The 19,437-nt window shown below is 67.5% G+C and carries 17 protein-coding genes and 2 pseudogenes; 11 read left to right on the forward strand and 8 right to left on the reverse strand.

Features of this window, described 5'->3' with window-relative positions:
- Window positions 1-277: 277 nt before the first annotated feature.
- Both JIW86_RS39775 and JIW86_RS39780 read left to right on the forward strand, forming a co-directional pair.
- Window positions 278-793 carry a hypothetical protein gene (locus JIW86_RS39775; RefSeq protein ID WP_257559137.1) on the forward strand — a complete coding sequence of 172 codons (516 nt, stop codon included), beginning with the start codon at window positions 278-280 and terminating at the stop codon, window positions 791-793.
- Between the two features lie 318 nt (window positions 794-1,111).
- Window positions 1,112-2,296: an IS701 family transposase gene (locus tag JIW86_RS39780; protein WP_257552446.1), complete on the forward strand. Its 1,185-nt coding sequence runs from the start codon at window positions 1,112-1,114 to the stop codon at window positions 2,294-2,296.
- A gap of 175 nt (window positions 2,297-2,471) precedes the next feature.
- Here JIW86_RS39780 and JIW86_RS39785 read toward each other — a convergent pair.
- Window positions 2,472-2,939: pseudogene (locus JIW86_RS39785) on the reverse strand (IS5 family transposase); the annotation flags it as partial.
- 17 nt (window positions 2,940-2,956) lie between these two features.
- Entirely contained in the window at window positions 2,957-4,036 is a 1,080-nt protein-coding gene (locus JIW86_RS39790; protein ID WP_257559180.1) for an IS110 family transposase, read from the reverse strand.
- A gap of 512 nt (window positions 4,037-4,548) precedes the next feature.
- Between JIW86_RS39790 and JIW86_RS39795 the strand changes: the two genes are divergently transcribed.
- Window positions 4,549-5,751, forward strand: a complete 1,203-nt coding sequence (locus tag JIW86_RS39795; RefSeq protein ID WP_257552070.1) for an IS110 family transposase — start codon at window positions 4,549-4,551, stop codon at window positions 5,749-5,751.
- A 19-nt stretch (window positions 5,752-5,770) separates the two neighbouring features.
- On the opposite strand, the pseudogene JIW86_RS39800 reads toward JIW86_RS39795, so the two are convergent.
- A pseudogene (locus JIW86_RS39800) lies at window positions 5,771-6,115 on the reverse strand (transposase); the annotation flags it as partial.
- A gap of 464 nt (window positions 6,116-6,579) precedes the next feature.
- On the opposite strand from JIW86_RS39800, the gene JIW86_RS39805 reads away from it, so the two are divergent.
- Window positions 6,580-7,899: a serine/threonine-protein kinase gene (locus JIW86_RS39805; RefSeq protein ID WP_257559622.1), complete on the forward strand. Its 1,320-nt coding sequence runs from the start codon at window positions 6,580-6,582 to the stop codon at window positions 7,897-7,899.
- 312 nt (window positions 7,900-8,211) lie between these two features.
- Window positions 8,212-8,565: a hypothetical protein gene (locus JIW86_RS39810; RefSeq protein ID WP_257559138.1), complete on the forward strand. Its 354-nt coding sequence runs from the start codon at window positions 8,212-8,214 to the stop codon at window positions 8,563-8,565.
- Window positions 8,566-8,728: 163 nt separating this feature from the next.
- Here JIW86_RS39810 and JIW86_RS39815 read toward each other — a convergent pair whose 3' ends face one another.
- Window positions 8,729-9,913 (reverse strand): IS701 family transposase, encoded by a 1,185-nt coding sequence (locus JIW86_RS39815; protein WP_257552446.1) that lies wholly within the window; start codon window positions 9,911-9,913, stop codon window positions 8,729-8,731.
- A 908-nt stretch (window positions 9,914-10,821) separates the two neighbouring features.
- Between JIW86_RS39815 and JIW86_RS39820 the strand changes: the two genes are divergently transcribed.
- From JIW86_RS39820 to JIW86_RS39845, 6 genes are all read left to right on the forward strand, one after another.
- Entirely contained in the window at window positions 10,822-11,340 is a 519-nt protein-coding gene (locus JIW86_RS39820) for a hypothetical protein (RefSeq protein ID WP_257559139.1), read from the forward strand.
- Between the two features lie 191 nt (window positions 11,341-11,531).
- Entirely contained in the window at window positions 11,532-12,257 is a 726-nt protein-coding gene (locus JIW86_RS39825; RefSeq protein WP_416237648.1) for a hypothetical protein, read from the forward strand.
- A gap of 155 nt (window positions 12,258-12,412) precedes the next feature.
- Entirely contained in the window at window positions 12,413-12,823 is a 411-nt protein-coding gene (locus JIW86_RS39830) for a hypothetical protein (RefSeq protein ID WP_257559140.1), read from the forward strand.
- 587 nt (window positions 12,824-13,410) lie between these two features.
- Window positions 13,411-13,725, forward strand: a complete 315-nt coding sequence (locus JIW86_RS39835; RefSeq protein ID WP_257552091.1) for a hypothetical protein — start codon at window positions 13,411-13,413, stop codon at window positions 13,723-13,725.
- A gap of 760 nt (window positions 13,726-14,485) precedes the next feature.
- A complete protein-coding gene (locus JIW86_RS39840; RefSeq protein ID WP_079403197.1) occupies window positions 14,486-14,875 on the forward strand; it encodes a hypothetical protein in 390 nt (129 codons plus the stop codon).
- A 134-nt stretch (window positions 14,876-15,009) separates the two neighbouring features.
- Window positions 15,010-15,819, forward strand: a complete 810-nt coding sequence (locus tag JIW86_RS39845) for a hypothetical protein (RefSeq protein ID WP_257559141.1) — start codon at window positions 15,010-15,012, stop codon at window positions 15,817-15,819.
- Window positions 15,820-16,194: 375 nt separating this feature from the next.
- Here the strand turns inward: JIW86_RS39845 and JIW86_RS39850 are convergent, their stop codons facing one another.
- From JIW86_RS39850 to JIW86_RS39865, 4 genes are all read right to left on the reverse strand, one after another.
- Entirely contained in the window at window positions 16,195-16,422 is a 228-nt protein-coding gene (locus tag JIW86_RS39850; protein ID WP_257559142.1) for a hypothetical protein, read from the reverse strand.
- A gap of 33 nt (window positions 16,423-16,455) precedes the next feature.
- On the reverse strand, window positions 16,456-16,701 hold the full coding sequence (locus tag JIW86_RS39855) for a hypothetical protein (protein WP_257559143.1): 246 nt from the start codon (window positions 16,699-16,701) through the stop codon (window positions 16,456-16,458).
- Window positions 16,702-17,220: 519 nt separating this feature from the next.
- On the reverse strand, window positions 17,221-18,174 hold the full coding sequence (locus JIW86_RS39860; RefSeq protein WP_257559144.1) for a sigma-70 family RNA polymerase sigma factor: 954 nt from the start codon (window positions 18,172-18,174) through the stop codon (window positions 17,221-17,223).
- 18 nt (window positions 18,175-18,192) lie between these two features.
- On the reverse strand, window positions 18,193-19,419 hold the full coding sequence (locus JIW86_RS39865; RefSeq protein ID WP_257559145.1) for an NAD(P)/FAD-dependent oxidoreductase: 1,227 nt from the start codon (window positions 19,417-19,419) through the stop codon (window positions 18,193-18,195).
- Window positions 19,420-19,437 lie beyond the last annotated feature (18 nt).

Below are 19,437 nucleotides of genomic sequence, written 5' to 3' on the forward strand. Positions count from 1 at the left end.
CGTCGGCCGTCATCGTTGGAATCCGCCGACCATCACGCCCCCACTGACAACGCCGCACCCGACCAACGCGGGCACCCCGAACCACGTCGGCCGGAACCCTTCCCATCAGGGCTATCGGGAGACGGTCACCCGCTTCTGGCGCATGACGCTGACGAACTGAAACCCAAGACACTGGGGCAGCAGACTGGTTGCCAGACTGCTGCTGGGTCAGTCACGCTCGGGAAGTAGCGGCTGAGCTTTGCCGAGCCGTTGAGCGCTCGGAGGGAGTGGGGGCGGGATGGGCGTCATTGCTCTGGTGTTATCTGGTCTGGCCTTGCTGGTCTCGGGGGCCGCATCCGTACGACAGTTGCGACTGGCCCGCCACGCAAACACCCTTCCGGTGCTGGTTGATCTCTTTCGCGAACATCGCAGTGACCATCTGGCCACAGCACGGCTGTTCGTGTTCAGGGACCTACCCCACTGCGATCCTTCAGACGGCCTGGCTGGCCTACCCGAGGACAAGCAAGAGCTGGTGCGAGATTTGGCCTGGTACTACGACAACCTGGGCGCCTTGGTCGCACACGGAGTGGTGGACTTGGGTCCCGTCTCTGGGTACCTGGGCGGGTCGGTGATCAACATGTGGGAGTCCATTGCACCGTTCATCGAGGCGGAGCGAACTCAAAGGGAAACTGCGCACATGGCCGACATCACGCGGCCACAGGTGTACTTCGAGAACCTGTATCACCTGATCCGCAACAACTTGCCAGCCACTGCCCGCGCAGCTGAACCGTTGTGGCGGCTGCCAAGCTCCTGAACCAAGTAGCCATTGCCATGGGAACCAAGAGGTCCTTGCGCCCTCGTGTGACGTGGGAGGCACCGCCACACGACCTGCGACCATGACGCTGACGAACTGAAACCGAAGCTCCAGGGGTTGCGGGCCCTCGTGCAACGCCGCTGTCTGCCCTGAGGGTTTGGCCGGTGGCCTGCATCGTGTTGGGAGCGGGGAGACCTTACGCTCGCCAGCGGATCGGGCAGCATTACAGCTGCCCTTTAGTGTCCGATGAGGTCTTCCCGCTTAGTACTGCAACGGCGTTTGGTGTGACTGGTGGCCAGGTTGGTCGTTGGTCTGGATATGGGTGGGGTACTTGGTGATGTGAGGGCGTGGGCGGCGGGTCTGGGTGAGGTGCATGAGCGGTTCGTGCACCGGTTTGCCCGGTCGGAGCCGCGTGAGTCGGCACTGGCGTATATGCGGGGTCTGGTATCTCCGCTGGAGCGGAAGAACGGCTGGACACTCGCGGAAGAGGCTGGGCATGGGGGCCCGGACCGCATGCACCGGCTGCTGAACCGGTGCGACTGGGACGCTGATGAAGTCCTCGACGACGTCCGCGACTACGTCTTCGAGCATCTCGGTGACCCCGAAGCGGTCCTGATCGTGGACGACACCGGCTTCCTGAAGAAGGGCATCCGCTCGGCCGGCGTCCAGCGCCAATACTCGGGAACGGCGGGCCGCACGGAGAACTGCCAGGTCGGTGTCTTCCTCGCCTATGCCGGCGAACGCGGTCGCACGCTGATCGACCGCCGCTTGTATCTGCCCACGTCGTGGACCGATGACCGGGAACGGTGCCGGGCCGCGGGCATCGAGGACACGGTCGCCTTCGAGACGAAAGTGGTCATCGCCAAGGCGATGGTCCGCCGGGCGATCGCGGAGAAGATCCCGTTCCGCTGGGTGACCGCGGACGCTGCCTACGGCTTCTCCAAGGGCTGGCGGACCGAGTTGGAGCGGGCTGATGTCTTCCACGTCATGGCCACCACCCGGCACGACACTGTCGTCTCCCGCTGGGCCATGGACCACCCGGTCCACGACCTGTTCAACGGCCTTGCGAGGCAGAAGTGGAAGCGTCGTTCCTGCGGGATGGGCGCCCACGGCCCGCGGGTCTACGACTGGGCACGCGTGGAGGTCCGGCCCTGGCACCGCGAGGACCGCCGGCACTGGGTCATCGCCCGCCGAAGCGTGAGCCGGCCCGACCAGATCTCCTTCTACATCGCCTACTGCCCCGCCGAGACCACCCTCGACGAACTCATTCACGTTGCGGGCAGCCGGTGGGCGGTCGAGGAATGCTTCCAGACCGCGAAACAGGAATGCGGCCTGGACGACTACCAGGTCCGCCGATATCCCGGCTGGCACCGCCACATCACCCTCGCCATGGCCGCCCACGTCTGCCTCACCGTCCTGAAGGCCCGCGAGGCCAACACAGGGAAAGCAGAAACGGATCCTCCCAGCTCATACCCCTCACCCTCCCCGAAATCCGACGCCTGATCACCCGCCTCACCCACCGCCGACCAGCACCCGTCGAACACGTCCTGCACTGGTCACACTGGCGCCGCAGACGACAGTTCCAGGCCCGCACCAGCCACTACAAACAACGCGGCCACACACCACCAGAGACTGCCAACCTGTCAGAGCAAAGACCGTTGCAGTATTAGACCGTGTCCTACATGGTGAGGTTGAGGAAGCGTTTGTAGCAGCAGATGGCTGCGGCCAGGCCGAGAAAGGCCAGGTAGTTGCCGGGGTTCCGCTCATAGCGGTGGTTGAGCCGGCGGTAGCCGGTAAGCCAGGACATCGTCCGCTCGATCACCCACCGGCGGCGACCCAATCGTTCGCTGGACTCGATGCCCTTGCGGGCGATGCGGACCCCGATCCGCTTGCCCCAGAGCCATCGCCGCAGGTGGGGGATGTCGTAGGCCTTGTCCGCGTGGAGTCGTGTCGGCTTGGAATCGGCTGCGTGGGATTCGTGTCCCATGTGGAAATGAGACAGCATCGGCTTCAGCCCGAGGCTGTCGTGGGTGTTCGCCGCGGAGAGTCCGACGCGTAGGGGCAGTCCATCCGCGTCCGACAGGACGTGCATCTTGGAACCTGACTTGCCCCGGTCCACGGGACTCGGACCTGTGAGTTCGCCCCCGAGGCTGCTATATCAAGTCAAGCTGCTTGAGGGAGATCATCAGCGGTGATTCGCCGTGTGCGCTGGTCTCCGCGTTCGAGGAGCTTGAAGAGCTGTCGGCAGATGGCGCGCTTGAGGCAGCGTTGGGCGTCCCTCGCGGTCTTCCCCTCGCTGATTCGGCGGGCAACGTAGGCACGGGTGATCGGATCGAGACGGATGCGGATCAAGGTGATCGTATGGAGGGCCCGGTTGAGCTGTCGGTCTCCGCTGCGGTTGATCCTGTGCCGGTTGGTCAGGCCTGACGAAGCGGGGATTGGAGCGACGCCTGCGAAGGCCGCGAACGCTGCCTCTGACCGGAAGCGCCCGGCGTGCGACCAGCTGATCAAGATCTGAGCGGCACTGATGGGCCCGATGCCCTGCAGCGCGAGCAGTTCGGGAGCGACGGTGCGAACGAGCGCGAGGAGTTCCAGCTCGAGTTCCTTCGCTTCAGAACGCAGGGCTTCGATCCGCTGACCGGCACTTCGCAGTGCACGAACGGTCATACGGTGTTCGATGCTCTGGGTCGGCCGGTCCCGGAGCTTCGCGCAGTGAGCTACCTGGTCCTTGCTTTTCAAGCCTCGGAGTTCGACGCGGAGCTCGTCGGGCGCCGAGATGATCAGAGCCTTGAGCAGGTTGATCGCAGCCGTGCTGGCGAGGACGGCGCTCTGGCGGGTGGTGAGAAGGACGCGAAGCGCCTCGCGTTCACCGCGGCGTCGTGGGTGGATGAGGTGTTCGGTGGCCAGAGCCTCCCTGGCTGCGCGGACGGCGTCAAGCATGTCGGTCTTGCGTCCGCCCCGGATGACTGGACGCTTGGGCCGGCACACCTCGACGACGCTTTCGCCAGCCGCGTCCAGGAAGGCGGCAAGTCCGGCGCCGTATGAGCCTGTCCCTTCCAGAGCCCAGCAGCGGCGGCCGGGAACGTGCTGGTGGGCGAAGTCCAGCAGCAGCTGGTAACCCCGGGCGTTGGCCGGCGAATCGGTGCTGGCCAGGACGGCGCCGATGGGGCTGACGGCCGCGGCGGCAAGAGTGTCTCGGTGAGTATCGACGCCGATGACGCCGTCGACGTGTTCTGCGAGCATGGTCACGCGGTTGTTCTCCTTCGAGGGCTGGACGACCGTGGTCGACGCCGGCCTGGGTGGAGTCACCGCGTGGCAGAACTGTGATGAGTCACGTCGAGATGGCGGACAAGCTGCTGATCAGGCCAACGGGGTGGGCCAGGCCGACGTCGACGTCCGGCAGACATCTCGGGGGCACGGCAAGCTCTGACGAGCCGCCAGTTACCGTTCTGGGTCATGCCGGAACGCCAACGCCAGCCTGGCAGCAACCCAACCCGGGCCGCAGGTCGACTATCACAGTTACCTTCTTCGTGGCCCCGCAATGGGGTTCCCGGTCTCCGGGTCCGGTATGACTTGAGCCCCTTGTCGATCATGGTCGAAAAAGTGGTGTCACCGGGCCGGGAGGCATTGGCAGACCGCTGATCAGGGGCATGACCGCTCACCTTGCTCGTCGAGGTGAAGCAGGCCTTCGTAACGTGGATGCCGGCACGCTGATGCCGCAGCGGAGGCTGGGAAGGGTCTGCTGGGGAGGGGTTATGCACCACGAGGGCGAGATCGATGTCTACCTCGGCCTGGACGTCGGCAAGGGTGAGCATCACGGCACGGCCATCACCCCGGCGGGCAAGAGAGTGTTCGACAAACCGCTGCCGAACAGTGAACCGCGGTTGCGGGAGCTGTTTACGAAACTGCAGGCCAGGCACGGAACCGTGCTGGTCGTAGTGGACCAGCCGGCCTCGATCGGGGCTCTGCCGCTGGCCGTTGCCCGCGACGCGGGCTGCCGCGTGGCCTACCTTCCAGGGCTGACGATGCGGCGGATCGCCGATCTGTATCCAGGTGAGTCGAAGACCGACGCTCGTGACGCGGCGATCATCGCGGATGCCGCCCGGACGATGCCGCACACCCTGCGCGACCTGGCTCCGGATGACGAAACGGTCGCCGAGCTGAACATGATCATTGGTTTCGACGACGACCTCGCCGGCGAGGTGACCCGGGTCAAGAACCGCATGCGCGGCCTCCTCACCCAGATCCATCCCTCGCTCGAGCGGGTCCTGGGCCCTCGTCTGGATCATCCGGCGGTCCTGATCCTGCTGGAACGTTACGGATCGCCCTCTCAGTTGAGGAAGGCCGGCAGGCGGCGCCTGACAACGATGCTGCGGCCCAAAGCACCGCGCATGGCCGAACGTCTCGTTGAGGACATCTTCACCGCACTGGACGAGCAGACCGTCATCGTTCCCGGCACCGAGGCCGCATCCTTGATCATTCCCAGCCTCGCCGGCTCGCTGGCCGCAGTACTCGACCAGCGCAAGCTCCTGGCCAGCAGGATCGAGGAACTGCTGGAGGCCCACCCTCTTTCCCAGGTCCTGATCTCGATGCCCGGCATCGGGGTCAGGACCGCGGCCCGCATCCTCGTCGACGTCGGTGACGGCAGCGGCTTCTCCACCGCCGGGCACCTGGCCGCCTACGCAGGCCTCGCGCCCGCCACCCGCAGATCCGGCTCGTCCATCCGCAGTGAACACCCGTCCAGGCGAGGCAACCGGCAGCTCAAGCGCGCCTTCTACCTCGCCGCATTCGCCTCCCTCTCACAGCCGGACTCACGCGCCTACTACGACAGGAAACGACGAGAGGGAAAACACCACGTCGCAGCCCTCGTCTGCCTCGCCCGCCGCCGCATCGACGTCCTCTTCGCCATGCTCCGTGACGGCACCTTCTACCAGCCACCCACCACAGTCACGGCTTGACGAAAACCATAGGGGCACTTTTAGCGCGGACGTGTGCGGAGTCGAGTACCGAACGGGAGAGGTCGACCAGGCCCTGTTCGTCCAGGAGCTGGAGGACCTTCTGGTGAAGCCGGCCCCAGACCCCGGCCCGCGACCAGATGACAAACCGGCGGTGCACAGTCGACTTCGACGCCCCGAAGCACGGAGGCAGGGCCCGCCAGGCGCACCCGCTGACCAGCACGTAGATGATGGCGGCGAAGACCGCCTCATCATCGATGTTCGCGATCCCGCCACCTTGCGGCCGGACCCGTGCCGGCGGCAACAACGGCCGCACTATCTCCCACAGTCCATCCGGAACGATCCATCCCCACCGTCCACTCCCCATGCCCACCACAACGGTCAACGAGCCATGTAGGACACGGTCTTAGTGGTCGGCTCTGGAAGTACTTCGGGGGTTGACGTGGTGGTGCGGCTGGGCCGTTTCGTTCGGATTAATTTTGGCAGCGGATCTATACTCCCTCTGCTCAGTCCGCAGGGGGAGGCACAGGGGGACGCATGGCGGAATCTGTGGGGAATTTGCTGGAGCCGAGCGTCCTAGCCGTGGCTGGGCCGGTGCTGGGGGCGCGGTTGGCGTCACTGCCACTGCTGTTGCGCGTTCAGGAACGCGTGCGTCAGCGGGGGTCAGCTGCCCGGGACGGGACCGCGCCGCCGCAGGGGATGCCCGCGGCGCTCATCGGGGAGCTGGCGGTAGGACTCGTGGGCGCTGCCGCCCTGGTGTGGTTACTGATGGCTTCCCGTCTCATCCCCGGCTTCGGCCTCAGAGTGGCGCCGATTGGGTCCTTGATCATCGTGCTGGACGGCCCGGACGGCCCGGACGGGCGCGCCCAGGCCGACGGGATCTTGTTCCTCGCCGAGGTGTTCGCGACGCTGGTGGCCTGGCTGCTGCTGTGGCTCCGCACGCAGCGCAACCTAATGGCCTCCGGAGGGCCTGCGGGGGCTTGGACCACCCTGTCGGACCGCCGTCGGCTGGCCGCCCTGTTCGCCCTCCGTGCCGTGCTCGGCCTGTTTGCACCTGCCGGTCTGCTCCTGGCGGCCCTACTGTTCCAGGCCGTCGCCTTCGTGACGAGCCGCAGGGTCCGGTCCGGCGCCAGTTCCGCTGCACGACCACTGCCGCCCGCGACCCAGCCCGCGCAGCTGGCCCCGTATGTGCCGACGCAGGCAGATCGGGGGGCCAGTGCCGGTGCAGCGCCGCAGGTCGCGTACCAGGAGCTTCGGCCGCACGAGCCGCGGACGATCGGCGGGTACCACCTGCTCGGGCGCATAGGAGCCGGCGGGATGGGGACGGTGTACCTCGCCCGGAGGGAGGGGGCAGCAACGCAGGTGGCGCTGAAGACCATAAATCCCGAACTGCTGGACCATAACGAGCTGTTGCGCCGTTTCGAGCGCGAGGCGGAGGTGCTGGCCATGGTGTCCGGTGCCTACACCGCCCGGGTGCTCGACTCCGGAGTGGACGCCGGACGCCCCTACCTGGTCATGGAGTTGCTGGACGGGCGGCCCCTCGACGTCCATCTGCGGGAGCAGGGGCCGATCCGTTCCCCCGAGGCGCTGCGGGCCCTGGCGCTGGCACTGGCCGTGGCCCTCTCCGGGGTGCATCGGCTCGGCCTGGTCCACAGGGACCTCAAGCCGGCCAACATCATGCTGACCACCGCCGGGCCGCGTCTGCTCGATTTCGGCATCGCGTCGATCGTGGACGGCACCAGGCTCACCCGCACCGGCGGTGGACCGGGGACCCTGACGTACATGGCGCCGGAGCAGTTCGGCGACGAGCGCGTCAGCACGGCCGCCGACATCTGGGCGTGGGCGTGCTGTGTGGTGTGCGCGGCGCACGGCACCAGCCCGTTCACGGCGACCAGTGCGGGAGCTGTGATCCGTCGGATCGTCGACACCGGACCCGAACCGGCCGCGCTGGCGGCGGTACAGGCACTCGACCCAGCTCTCGCGGCCGCCGTCGCCCGCGCGCTGACCGTCGACCCAACGGGCCGCCCGACGGACGGTACGGCGTTGATAGAGCTACTGACGGCCCACCAGGGCCCGAACCACACCCCGACGGAGACGGCGGCAGCTCTCCGCGACCAGATCACCCAGGGCTGGCGCACGCTGGCGCTCTGAACGAGGAGGTAGCGTGCGCTCAGGCCGCCCGAGTGCGGAACACCTACGTCGGATGGTGTGGGTGTTCGTGGCAATGGTTCCCACTGTATGTAGGTGCTGACCAGCCGTCTCGCAAAGTGAAGTGCCGCTCCCGGCAAGCTCTGGTCTGGAAGCTCCGCCACCGGTCCGTGCCGCCCACGCTGATCGTCGGCGCCTCGGTGAGGCACGGGCTCCCGGCAAAGTAGCTGGTCAAGCAGCACCTGGTGGACGCCAGGGTGAAGGCCATCGCGTCCGGAAGACTAGGCTGCGGCCTGCCGTGATCCTTCTCTCCCGATGGAAAACCAGACTCAGATCCAGTCCGTCCGAGCCCTGGTGTTGATCGCTCTCAACAAGCCGGCCCACCGTCAGCAGGCGCTCACAGCTCTCGAAGACTTCACCTCGAGCAACCCCGGTGCCCGCTCGGACGCGGTGGTGTCGGCGCGCACCGCGCTCTGCGGCTTCGACCCGAAGCGTGCCGCCCGCGCCCTCAGGGCTCTCGAAGGCTCGGCAGTCGCATTCCTGACCACCTCGGTTGTGGTCGGCTCCTTCTTCGGCGGCAGCGGCGTGACACGGATCCTGATCACCGTGGCCGTCTGGGTCGTACTGCTGACCGCGGCGGCGGCCTTCCGTCACCTGTGGCAGCCCTAGTACTGCAACGGTCTTTGCTCTGACAGGTTGGCAGTCTCTGGTGGTGTGTGGCCGCGTTGTTTGTAGTGGCTGGTGCGGGCCTGGAACTGTCGTCTGCGGCGCCAGTGTGACCAGTGCAGGACGTGTTCGACGGGTGCTGGTCGGCGGTGGGTGAGGCGGGTGATCAGGCGTCGGATTTCGGGGAGGGTGAGGGGTATGAGCTGGGAGGATCCGTTTCTGCTTTCCCTGTGTTGGCCTCGCGGGCCTTCAGGACGGTGAGGCAGACGTGGGCGGCCATGGCGAGGGTGATGTGGCGGTGCCAGCCGGGATATCGGCGGACCTGGTAGTCGTCCAGGCCGCATTCCTGTTTCGCGGTCTGGAAGCATTCCTCGACCGCCCACCGGCTGCCCGCAACGTGAATGAGTTCGTCGAGGGTGGTCTCGGCGGGGCAGTAGGCGATGTAGAAGGAGATCTGGTCGGGCCGGCTCACGCTTCGGCGGGCGATGACCCAGTGCCGGCGGTCCTCGCGGTGCCAGGGCCGGACCTCCACGCGTGCCCAGTCGTAGACCCGCGGGCCGTGGGCGCCCATCCCGCAGGAACGACGCTTCCACTTCTGCCTCGCAAGGCCGTTGAACAGGTCGTGGACCGGGTGGTCCATGGCCCAGCGGGAGACGACAGTGTCGTGCCGGGTGGTGGCCATGACGTGGAAGACATCAGCCCGCTCCAACTCGGTCCGCCAGCCCTTGGAGAAGCCGTAGGCAGCGTCCGCGGTCACCCAGCGGAACGGGATCTTCTCCGCGATCGCCCGGCGGACCATCGCCTTGGCGATGACCACTTTCGTCTCGAAGGCGACCGTGTCCTCGATGCCCGCGGCCCGGCACCGTTCCCGGTCATCGGTCCACGACGTGGGCAGATACAAGCGGCGGTCGATCAGCGTGCGACCGCGTTCGCCGGCATAGGCGAGGAAGACACCGACCTGGCAGTTCTCCGTGCGGCCCGCCGTTCCCGAGTATTGGCGCTGGACGCCGGCCGAGCGGATGCCCTTCTTCAGGAAGCCGGTGTCGTCCACGATCAGGACCGCTTCGGGGTCACCGAGATGCTCGAAGACGTAGTCGCGGACGTCGTCGAGGACTTCATCAGCGTCCCAGTCGCACCGGTTCAGCAGCCGGTGCATGCGGTCCGGGCCCCCATGCCCAGCCTCTTCCGCGAGTGTCCAGCCGTTCTTCCGCTCCAGCGGAGATACCAGACCCCGCATATACGCCAGTGCCGACTCACGCGGCTCCGACCGGGCAAACCGGTGCACGAACCGCTCATGCACCTCACCCAGACCCGCCGCCCACGCCCTCACATCACCAAGTACCCCACCCATATCCAGACCAACGACCAACCTGGCCACCAGTCACACCAAACGCCGTTGCAGTACTAGGAAGCCTCCCGGGTTTTTTATCAACGCTATGTGTGGTGTCTGAGGGCGTTGTTACGAAGAACTGCATCCCATCCACCTGATTGGCCTCTAGCCTCGGATCATGGATTGGTTCATGGCTGCGGTGGTGGGAGCGGCGGGCGGCGCCTCCATGGAGGCCGTCGACGTCGTCAAGTCCATTAAGTGGCACCGTCAGATGCCGTGGAACGTCCAGTCGGACACTGTTGATCCGCCCCAGCGCCGAGCTGACGTGCGGCCCGGTGAGGAGCACCTGCCCGCCCCCGGCTGGAAGGCGTATTGCGTCGCCGGGGTGCTGCGGCTGCTCGTCAGCGGATCCCTGACCGGTGTGGTGGCAGCCAGCTATCCGCTGAGCACGAATCCCCTGGCGGCGTTTCTTATTGGGCTGGGTGCGCTGTCCGCTGTCCAGCAGGTCAGCACGCTGGTGCCGTTGATGGTTAGGAGTGCGGGGCGGGCTGCTCTGGGCGACATAAACGGGCAGCAGCCTGGCCCTGGGCAGCCGAGTGGTGCTCTACCGGGACCTCCGACGGGTAGTCCCTCAGCAGGGAATCCACAGCTGGACACGGGCGTTGCCGCGGAGCAGGATCCGACGGCCGGAGGGGTGCGGCGTGACCATTGCTGCGGAGTCCTTCTTGGGCCGCGTCCTGGCTGTGTTCTCACGTCGCTCTCCTGGCTTCCGGCCGCCCCTGCAGGCTTCCGGCCTGCTGCATGCCTCACACACTCCCGCAGTACCTCGTCCGTATCGGCCGGGCAGACGCGCTACGTCCTCCCACCCACCAGGGCAGAGGCTTGTTGACGTAACGGATCACTGGAAGTCCAGGCCTGCACTGGTGCGTTTGCAACGTCGCGGCGACCTTCAGAGGATCTCAGAATCACTGGCGACTGCTGCTACAGCCATCGGTCGTGACCGCACCCCCGCCCGCGAGGGTGCCCGGAACCTTGCACTCGAACAGAGCATGTATGCCATCCGTGACCTTGCCGCCGAACTCGAGCGCGCCGGCGACCTCGGCGGTGCCATCATCCTCGCTCGGACCTTCGCACGTGCCGTCGACCTTGACCGCATCCTCGCCCACTCCCTCGCGCCCACGCTCGGCCTCGCCCTCATCGATGCCCGTGACAACCTGACTGCCGCGGCCAATGACTTCGTTGGCGCCGACCTCACTACCGTGGATCCTGGTGGGTTCGGCCTTGGAGGGGTCCGTTGGGACAGCAGCACGCGGTGGCCCACTCCTGAGTGGGCGGATCGCATCCGCAGAACATCAGTGGAGGACCCTCCTGGATCCGGGGTCTACATCGTCCGGTCTGAAGGTGGTCACCACTTCGCCGGTCGCGGTTCCCTGGCACCCATGTCATGAGACGGCGCTGGTCTGGGTGCCCTTGGGAGCCTTTGCTGACCTGGGGCATCCGGGCAGACTCGCGACTGGTCCAACGCATTGGCGCGGAACGAAGCGTAAGCGAAAGAACGGCACGTCGACCGCACGAGCCGCCCCGACGCCGCACACACCAAAGCCCGCCTCCACGGGCCCAGTAGGAGAAGAGGCGCCCCTTGTACGGATACGGCAGCGCTCCGCGGCACCTGCTGAGCGAGGACCGCCAGGAGTACGAGCGGATCCTCGATGATGTGCTGCGCTCCGCACCAGAACGCCCGGAACTGGCGGGTGTCGGACAGTGGCTCTACCCCGAACTGCTTCGCCCCATGGTGCTCAACGCCACCGCACTCATCACGGTGGCCGCCGCCAGCGAATACCAGCACTACGTGAAGATCCGCAACGAACTACGCCACCCGGCGCCGTCCACCCCGTCGTCCTTCCACGAACCCGGCTCCACCGAGCCGGGCACGGGCACGATGGGGCTCGTCGCCAGCATGGGAGAAGCCTCCGAGACCACCGGCGCGGGCGTCGGCGCCGTTGCCGCGGTCCTGACACCTGTACTCACCGGCATGGCATCGGCAATCTTCCTGCTCGTCGGCTACCTGCTCAAGATGGTCGACCCCGATCCGGGCATCGCCAAAACCATCGTCACCACCGGCTGGGTGTTCGGCGCCGTGACGGCGGCCGCGATCCTTGCCGCCGTCGTAGGCCTGCTGCTCACGGCTCTGCGTAACCCTCCCGCGCTGGACGCTGGCCCCTACGACGATCTCGATCTGACCAAGGAGGTCGCCCGGGCCAAAGACGCCTGGCACGACGCCCTGGTGGAGCGCGGCATCATGCCGTTCCTCCGGGACGCTCTTGCTCCGGACTCCACCAGCCCGGACTTTGGGGGACCGGAATGATGATCTTTGAGAGCGGCGATGCGTCGTACGGCGACAGCCGCCCGGTTACCTGTTTGTCCTGACTCTGTCCATCGCGTTCCGGGTGAATCGTCGAGCGTGTCCGTGCACCACACATGTTGCTCCCGCTATGATCGTCCCGATAGCTTCTGAGCTGCGTGAATTCGAACCGCACGCTCGTGGCGCCCCGGAGAATCGTCGGCGATTTCGACTGCTCCGGCGAGGACATCGAGCGGGATTGGGTGGAGCGCACGGGCTGCTGGAGCTCGGTGACCCGGGTGCTGCTCACCTACGAGCAGGTACGCGCGTACGGGCTCCCGGCGACCGAGGGCAAGAGCGGCGACCCGAGGTGGCCGGCCTTCGCCCGCCGCTACGGCTTCGACATCGAGCGCCCGGTCCAGTGGGAGGTGGAGGCATTGGAGCCGGCCGAACTCCAGCGCCTGGTCCTCGCCGCCGTCGACCCCTACATCGACCGCACCGTGCTCGCGCAGCAGATCGCCCGCGAGGAAGAGCAGCGCCGTGCCCTGGCCGACTTCCTCGGCGGCTGGGGCGCGGACGGCAGGAGGTAGTCCCGCCGTCTGCACGCGGGTGCCCTGCAACACAGGCGGTGCAACGCGGTCGAACGCAACCGTGTGTTGCGGTCTTGACCTGGCGCAACGCGTGCAACGCGCTGTTGCGCGAGCGCGTTGCACCACCGTGTTGCACCCCTTCCAGGACCCCTGCTACCCAGATACTGGAGCGCGGTCTGGTGACTGCTTGTGGCGTCCGTGTGCTGCTGTGTGTCGGCGGGAATGCCGGGTCGGCGAAACGGTTCACTACAGTGCCGCCCGCCGAGACGAACCCGCTCATGAGCACCCCCACTCCACGCACCGCAGTCGCGACCTGGGCCCCATCCCAGTCCGGACCGTGCGTGCGCTGGCTTGTTGACTGCACTGACGGTGCTCACGCCCCGGCGCCGTGATTCGGGGTAGGGCGGCGGTCGGACCCTGACCGCCCGTTCTCGATGACGAGCGCCAACCTGCTCGCGCCAGGCGTTCGGGGCCCGGGAAGCGGATCGCCGCGTCGGAACGCCGAGGATCGATAGGGGGACGAACTGCGCCTGACTATGGGACAGTTCATGATGTCATGCCACCGGCTGCCGGGGGAAGGGCGGAATATGGCGCACGAAGAGAAGGTCATGCTGACGGCTCGCGAGGTGAGCTACTTGTGGCCGGGCGTCCGTACTCACTCGGTGCATGTGAATGCGCTGGCCCATGGGGTGCGGATGGGAACGGAGAGCTGGCTGACCACTACGGGGTACGCCCACAAGGAGTGGTATAACGCCGACGACGTGCGCCGAGTGGCCCCGCAGGTAGCAGCCGAGCCACTCAAGGGGCCGTCCCAGGTTCCGTGCTGTCTGGTGCTGATCGTTCTGGCAGCGGCACCGCTCGTGTGGCTGGCGATACAGATAGAAAGCGCAGGCGGGTGGTGAAGGTCAAGTGTGTGGCTGCGCGGCCGGCCAGCCGCGAGATGCTGGGGTGTCAATTGCATCATCTCTGGCTCGTTGGGCAGGGCGCTTCCGAGTCTCAAGGAGAGGCCGATCAGATGCCTACACGCGTGGGTACGGCGTCCGCACGTCCGTAGCCGAGCACCTGGGTGAGGACTTGTCGGAACGTGATGAGGTCTTCGGCCGGCGCTTCGATGACGGCCTCGATCTCGCTGTCGGTGCAGAGAAGCCACCAGCCGTGTTGCAGGTACGGCCACGGGGCCAGCCCCTTGTGTCAGAGCTGTAAGGCCCTGAAGGCCGCTGTCTGAGTGCCTGCTTCTGATCCCCGGGCAGAGGCGTCTGGCTACCCTGAGAGCAGGGGCTCCCTGAGCCGTATTCGCGGCCGTCAACGGCGTCAACGCCGTGCTCGGTCAGGTTCACCGAGATCAACCTGACCTCTGGCCGCTCCATCAGCAGGCACCTCAAGAGATCCGTTCCCGGAACCGCCACACCCACCTCTTCCTCGACGCCCCCACAGACATCCAGAGCACGCGGGCGGCAGCCCGCAGTGAGCGCCGGATCGAGGCCGTCCCGGCCCCGCTGCGCCCCGCCGTGGACCAGCTCACCACCCTGGCCCCACCGCCCGGTGTGCCGGCGCCTCCACCTGGACAGTGGTCGTAGCCGGCCCGGCTCCCGCCTCGGATACCGTGTTCCTCTACGGGGTGCCATAACGGATGTGACGCCCCCCACCGGAGGTAGTCAGCGTATGAGTTCAAAGCGCAGCAAGAATCCAGCCCTGCCCGTACTTGACGACGCATTCCGACTCGCGTCGGTCAAGGACGCCGAAGAGTCCACCCGTGACTTGGCCGCGCGGCTGGCCACCACCGAGCTGCGCCGCGTTTCCCACCCGGGCCGGGTCACCTGGGAGCCCACCGATCAGGCCGAGCCCGTACCGGTCCCGCCGACTGTGGTCGACGGTGACGGGGACCTGTGGCTGCGGGACCGGGGCACTGGCACCTGGACCATGCCCGAGTTCAACCCGAAGGAGTTCCCGGCCCGCTGTGGCGAGGTTCTGACGTGGAACCAGCTTGCCCGCGAGTTCGGCCCGCTGACCGCACTGGCCGACGACCGCCGCATCGGCGGCGGCCGGCGCTGACCGCGCAGCCTTCTGGGATGACCGCGCCCCTGAAGCGCCCGTTACGGGTAGCTGGGAGCTCCAGCTCACCGCCGAGCTCGACGATGGCGGCGAGCAGGTGAGCGTGGTGGTGGCGTGCGACGACCTCGAGCAGCGTGGAGCGGGCCTGGCGCCACCCGATGTCCTCGGTGCGGCCGGCGTCGGTGGACCAGCCGGGTAGCGGTCGCCCTTTCGAGTGCGTCGTCGACCTGAAGGCTCCCGAACTGGAGCCGGGCAGCCTAGTGGACCGCGCCGGGCTGGCGAAGATCGCGAACATCCCCGAGGACGACCTCCCGGACCCGAAATTCGAAGACCACAAGATGCCCGAACCGCAGGCCCACGGCGCAGGCGGACCGCTGTGGTCGCGGCCCGTGGCCGGGGACTGGGCTGAACAACATCACCGCGCCCAGGGCCCCGGCGCACTCCTCTCCGCCACCACCTCTTTCGGCACCCCGCAGCCCCAGGGGCTCGTCGCCGACCACAACCGCCTCACCAAGGTCATCCAGGGGGACGGGAAGCAGACCGAGGAGGCGGCCAAGACCCTTGCCTGGTGGCCCGCGGTCTCCCTCACGGTGGGAACCGAAAGCCTTGTCCCCATGTCGGCGCTGCGCACGACGCTCATCGAGGCAGTGCTCTCCCATCTGGCCACAGGCGTCCAGAAGAGGAGGAGCGGAATGTGGCTCGGCACCCTCCGCCGCGACGTGGTCCAGATCTTCGACTGGTACGTCCAGCGAAAGCCGGACCACACCGCGAACCTCCTGAGCGAGATCTGCCTGGACGCTCACACACGGCTGAACGTGGACCCGGAGACGGTCGGGAAAATCATCCGCCGATCCCTCCACCTCGACAGCAAGCTGGGCGAGAAGACCATCGACGCGCTCCTCGACATGGCCCTGCCGCCGTCTGCGAAACCCTCCGAGAGCTAGCCAGGAGAGACACCCGCCAGCTGCGCCGACCCTGGTGCAGCGGATGACCCTGATGCTGAAGCTGGCGTCCGGGCAAGCCTGGGTGCCTGGGCAAGCCACCTGTGCGGGCGGCTTGCCCAGGGCCGGCGGCCCGGCTACGCCATCGCGGCGGCTACGGTCTCCAGGACGGCGCGCTGCTGCGGGTCGACGGGGACTTCGGCCTGGCGCAGCGCGCGGAGGGTGCTGCCGTCGGCGCACAGCCTGCACAGCCCGACGACGGGGAACGGGGTGGCGCCGATGAGGGTGTGCGAGGAAGAGCTGCTGTAGACGGGCCGGTAGCAGCCGGGACACGGCAGGCAGTCATCGACTCCGCGAGGTCGTGCTGCGCGGGGGGCTTTACTGGAAGGTGCTGTTGTTCTTGTGTCCGTCGGCGCGGGTGTTGGCGTTCCTGACTTCGCTGGTGGTCGGGTCGCTGTTGATGTTCGTGGTCAGCGCCGAGATGTGGTCGATGATGTCGAGGTTGTTGGCGCTGCCATCAGTGATGTCCGCGTGTGCGGGTACGGCGGCGAGAATGGCCGCGCCGAGGGTGAGAACGGCGGTGGTGAGGGTGTGTCGCTTCGTCATGGGCTGATCAACGGGTGCCGTGGCCGAAGGTCACTAAAGAGCTGAGCCCGTCTCGTTCAGGCCCTGGCCGTCGTCGTCGTTGCGCAGGCGCAGCTGCCACGAAGCCGGGGCCCCGTCGATCTCGGCAGGGGAGGAGGTGATCAGGATGCCGTTGCCGGACCGGCGGACGTCCAGGTGCAGCATCCCCAGGACGGAGTGGAACGCGGTGCCGAACCACTCCGTCGGCTGCCCGCCCTCACCGCGCGGCGCGCGCGGCTTGTGCAGCTTGTGTCGTCCCATGCTCTGCCTCGCAGACGTGATCCGTGCACGGGCCGATCGGTCCGCTGAACCCACAACCGCTCCCCGGCGGCGCAGGCACGCCACAGGCCCGGCCTCCACCCGTTCAGCGCACCTGGGCAAGCCTCCCCGGAACGGGTGGCCGGCGGCCGCACCCCGGCCCGCAGGAAGGTTGCACCGGAAGGGGGCTGGACAGTTGCCTGCAGGGGTGCACTAGGCGGGGGACCGCAGGTGTGACCGGAGGTGGGACCCCCCGAAGCTGGTGATCTTCCATTCGTGCAGGTCAGAGGCCATGGGCAAGCCCCCTTCGGAAAACGACACCTCTTACCTCGCGATAGCCGAGGGGAGAGGTCTATCTGTATCCCGGGGGCCGGCGGTCGCGCGGAGGGGTACATGTACCGGTATGGCTCGTGAACGGATCCGGTGGCCCCTCGTCGTGGAACGGGCCCGGCAGATCGTGGACGGGTACGCGCCACTCAAGGTGACCTTGAGGCAGGCCGGAGACCTGGTCGGCCGATCCGGTCACCATGCGGCAATGACCGGAGCGTCGGGTTCGTGCTGCCGCCAAGCCTCGTTGAGGCGCGCGAGCCTGCCCGCTGCGGCGATGCCGCGCAGGGACGCGACCTTCCCGTCATGGACTTCGAACGCCACGGCGCCCACGACCCGGTGGTCGATCACGGCGAGGACGGCCGGGGAGCCGTTGACCAGCGCGAAATGGAACGTGGGGGAGCCGCCTGCCAGCCGCCGCTTCGCAGGCGTCGGCTTGAAGCCGGCCCGCACGTGGGAGGCAACCTGTTCGGGCGTCGTGTACCGCAACAGCCGTTTGGCCAGCCCGTTGCCGTCCGAGAGTGCCATCACATCGTCGGTGAGCAGCGCCACCAGCCGTTCGGTGCGCCCCGACGCGGCCGCGACAAGGAACTCCTCGACGACCCGGCGCGCGGACGCAGGGTCGACCTCGCCGCCTCGGCGGCGCTCGGCGGCAATCCGGGTCCGGGCTCGGTGGACATGCTGTTGGCTCGCGGACTCGGTGATGTCGAGGATCTGGGCCATCTCGGCGTGGCTGTACGAGAATGCCTCGCGCAGGACGTAGACGGCTCGCTCGACCGGCGAGAGGCGTTCCATCAGGGTCAGTACGGCCAGGGAAACCGATTCCCGCTGCTCAATGGTGTCGGCCGGGCCGAGCATCGGGTCGCCCTCCAGGAGCGGTTCGGGCAGCCAAGCGCCGACCGCTCGCTCGTGGCGCACCTGTGCCGAGCGGAGCCGGTCGAGGCACAGGTTGGTGACGACCTTGGTCAGCCACGCTTCCGGGACCTCGATCTGCTGCCGATCGGCGGCTTGCCAGCGCAGGAACGCGTCCTGAACGGCGTCCTCGGCGTCGGAGGCAGAGCCGAGCAGACGGTACGCGAGCGAGGCCAGCCTGTTTCGGCTGGCCTCGAACCGACTGGTGTCGAAGCGATCACTGACGGTGCTGCCCATGTGGATCACCCTAGGCGGCTACGCGACCGCCTTGTCGGCGGGGGCGTCCTGCGCGTACGGGAGCGCCTTCGCGGCGGACGCGTCCGGCGCGGCGGCCAGGTGGCGCTTGCGCTTGGGCACGCAGAAGGTCGGGTGCGAGTTGGTCCACATCGACATCTTGAGGATGCCCGCCTTGATCCGTGCGGCCTTCCGGCCGCCCATGTACTTCGGCCTTGCGTGCGCTTCGTGGTCGACCATCTGCAGGATCCCGTCCTGCCGCCCGAGGCTGATGTGGTTGCCCAGGTAGTCCAGCTTGACGTGTCCGATCTTGCTGCCGGTCAGGCGCCCCACGATGGCCTTCATGGCCTGCCTGCCGGTGTAGCCGGCCGTGGCGCAGGACATCGGCAGCGGTCGGCCGTTGTCGCCGATGGCGTAGACGCTGTCGCCAGCGGCGTAGACGTTCGGGTGCGAGAGCGAGCGCATGGTGCGGTCGACGACGATCCGGCCGTTCTCGGTGACCTCCAAGCCGGCAGCGGCGGCAATCGGGCTGACCGCGAACCCGGCGGTCCACACGGTTGCGTCGGACGCTACGGCGGTGCCGTCGGCGCACAGGACTCGTGTCGCTTCGACGGCTTCGACGCTGGTGTGTTCCATGACGGTGATGCCCAGCCGGTCGCAGGCCCGGCGCAGGTGGCCGCGGGCTGCGGCGGAGAGCTGGGCGCCGAGCTCGCCGCGGGCGACCAGCGTCACCGACAGGCCGGGCCGGGATTCGGCGATCTCGGTGGCGGTCTCGATACCGGTCAGCCCGTCGCCGACGACCAGCACGTTCCCGCCTTCCCGCAGGCTGTCCAGGCGCTCGCGCAGGCGCAGCGCCGAGGGCCGGGCGGCGACGTCGAAGGCGTGCTCAGCCACACCTGGGACGCTCCGGTCGTCGCCGTGGCTGCCGAGCGCGTAGAGAAGCGTGTCGTAGCCGAGTTCGTCACCGCCGTTGGCGCCAGCCACAATGACGACCTGGCGCTCGGGGTCGACGGCGGTGACGCGGGCCAGGTGCAGCCGTATCCCCGTGTCCGCGAAAATGTCGGCGAGCTTCTGGGTTTCGATCTCCTGGCCGGCGGCGACCTGGTGGAGCCGCAGCCGCTCGAGAAAGTCCGGCACGGCGTTGACCACGGTGATCTCGGTGTCCGCCGGGGACAGCCGACGGGCTAGGTTCCCGGCCACGTAGGTCCCGGCATAGCCGGCGCCGAGGACGACGATGCGGTGCTTCATGTGATGCTCCTGTCGGTT

This window comes from Streptomyces sp. NBC_00162 (assembly GCF_024611995.1).
Classification (GTDB): domain Bacteria; phylum Actinomycetota; class Actinomycetes; order Streptomycetales; family Streptomycetaceae; genus Streptomyces.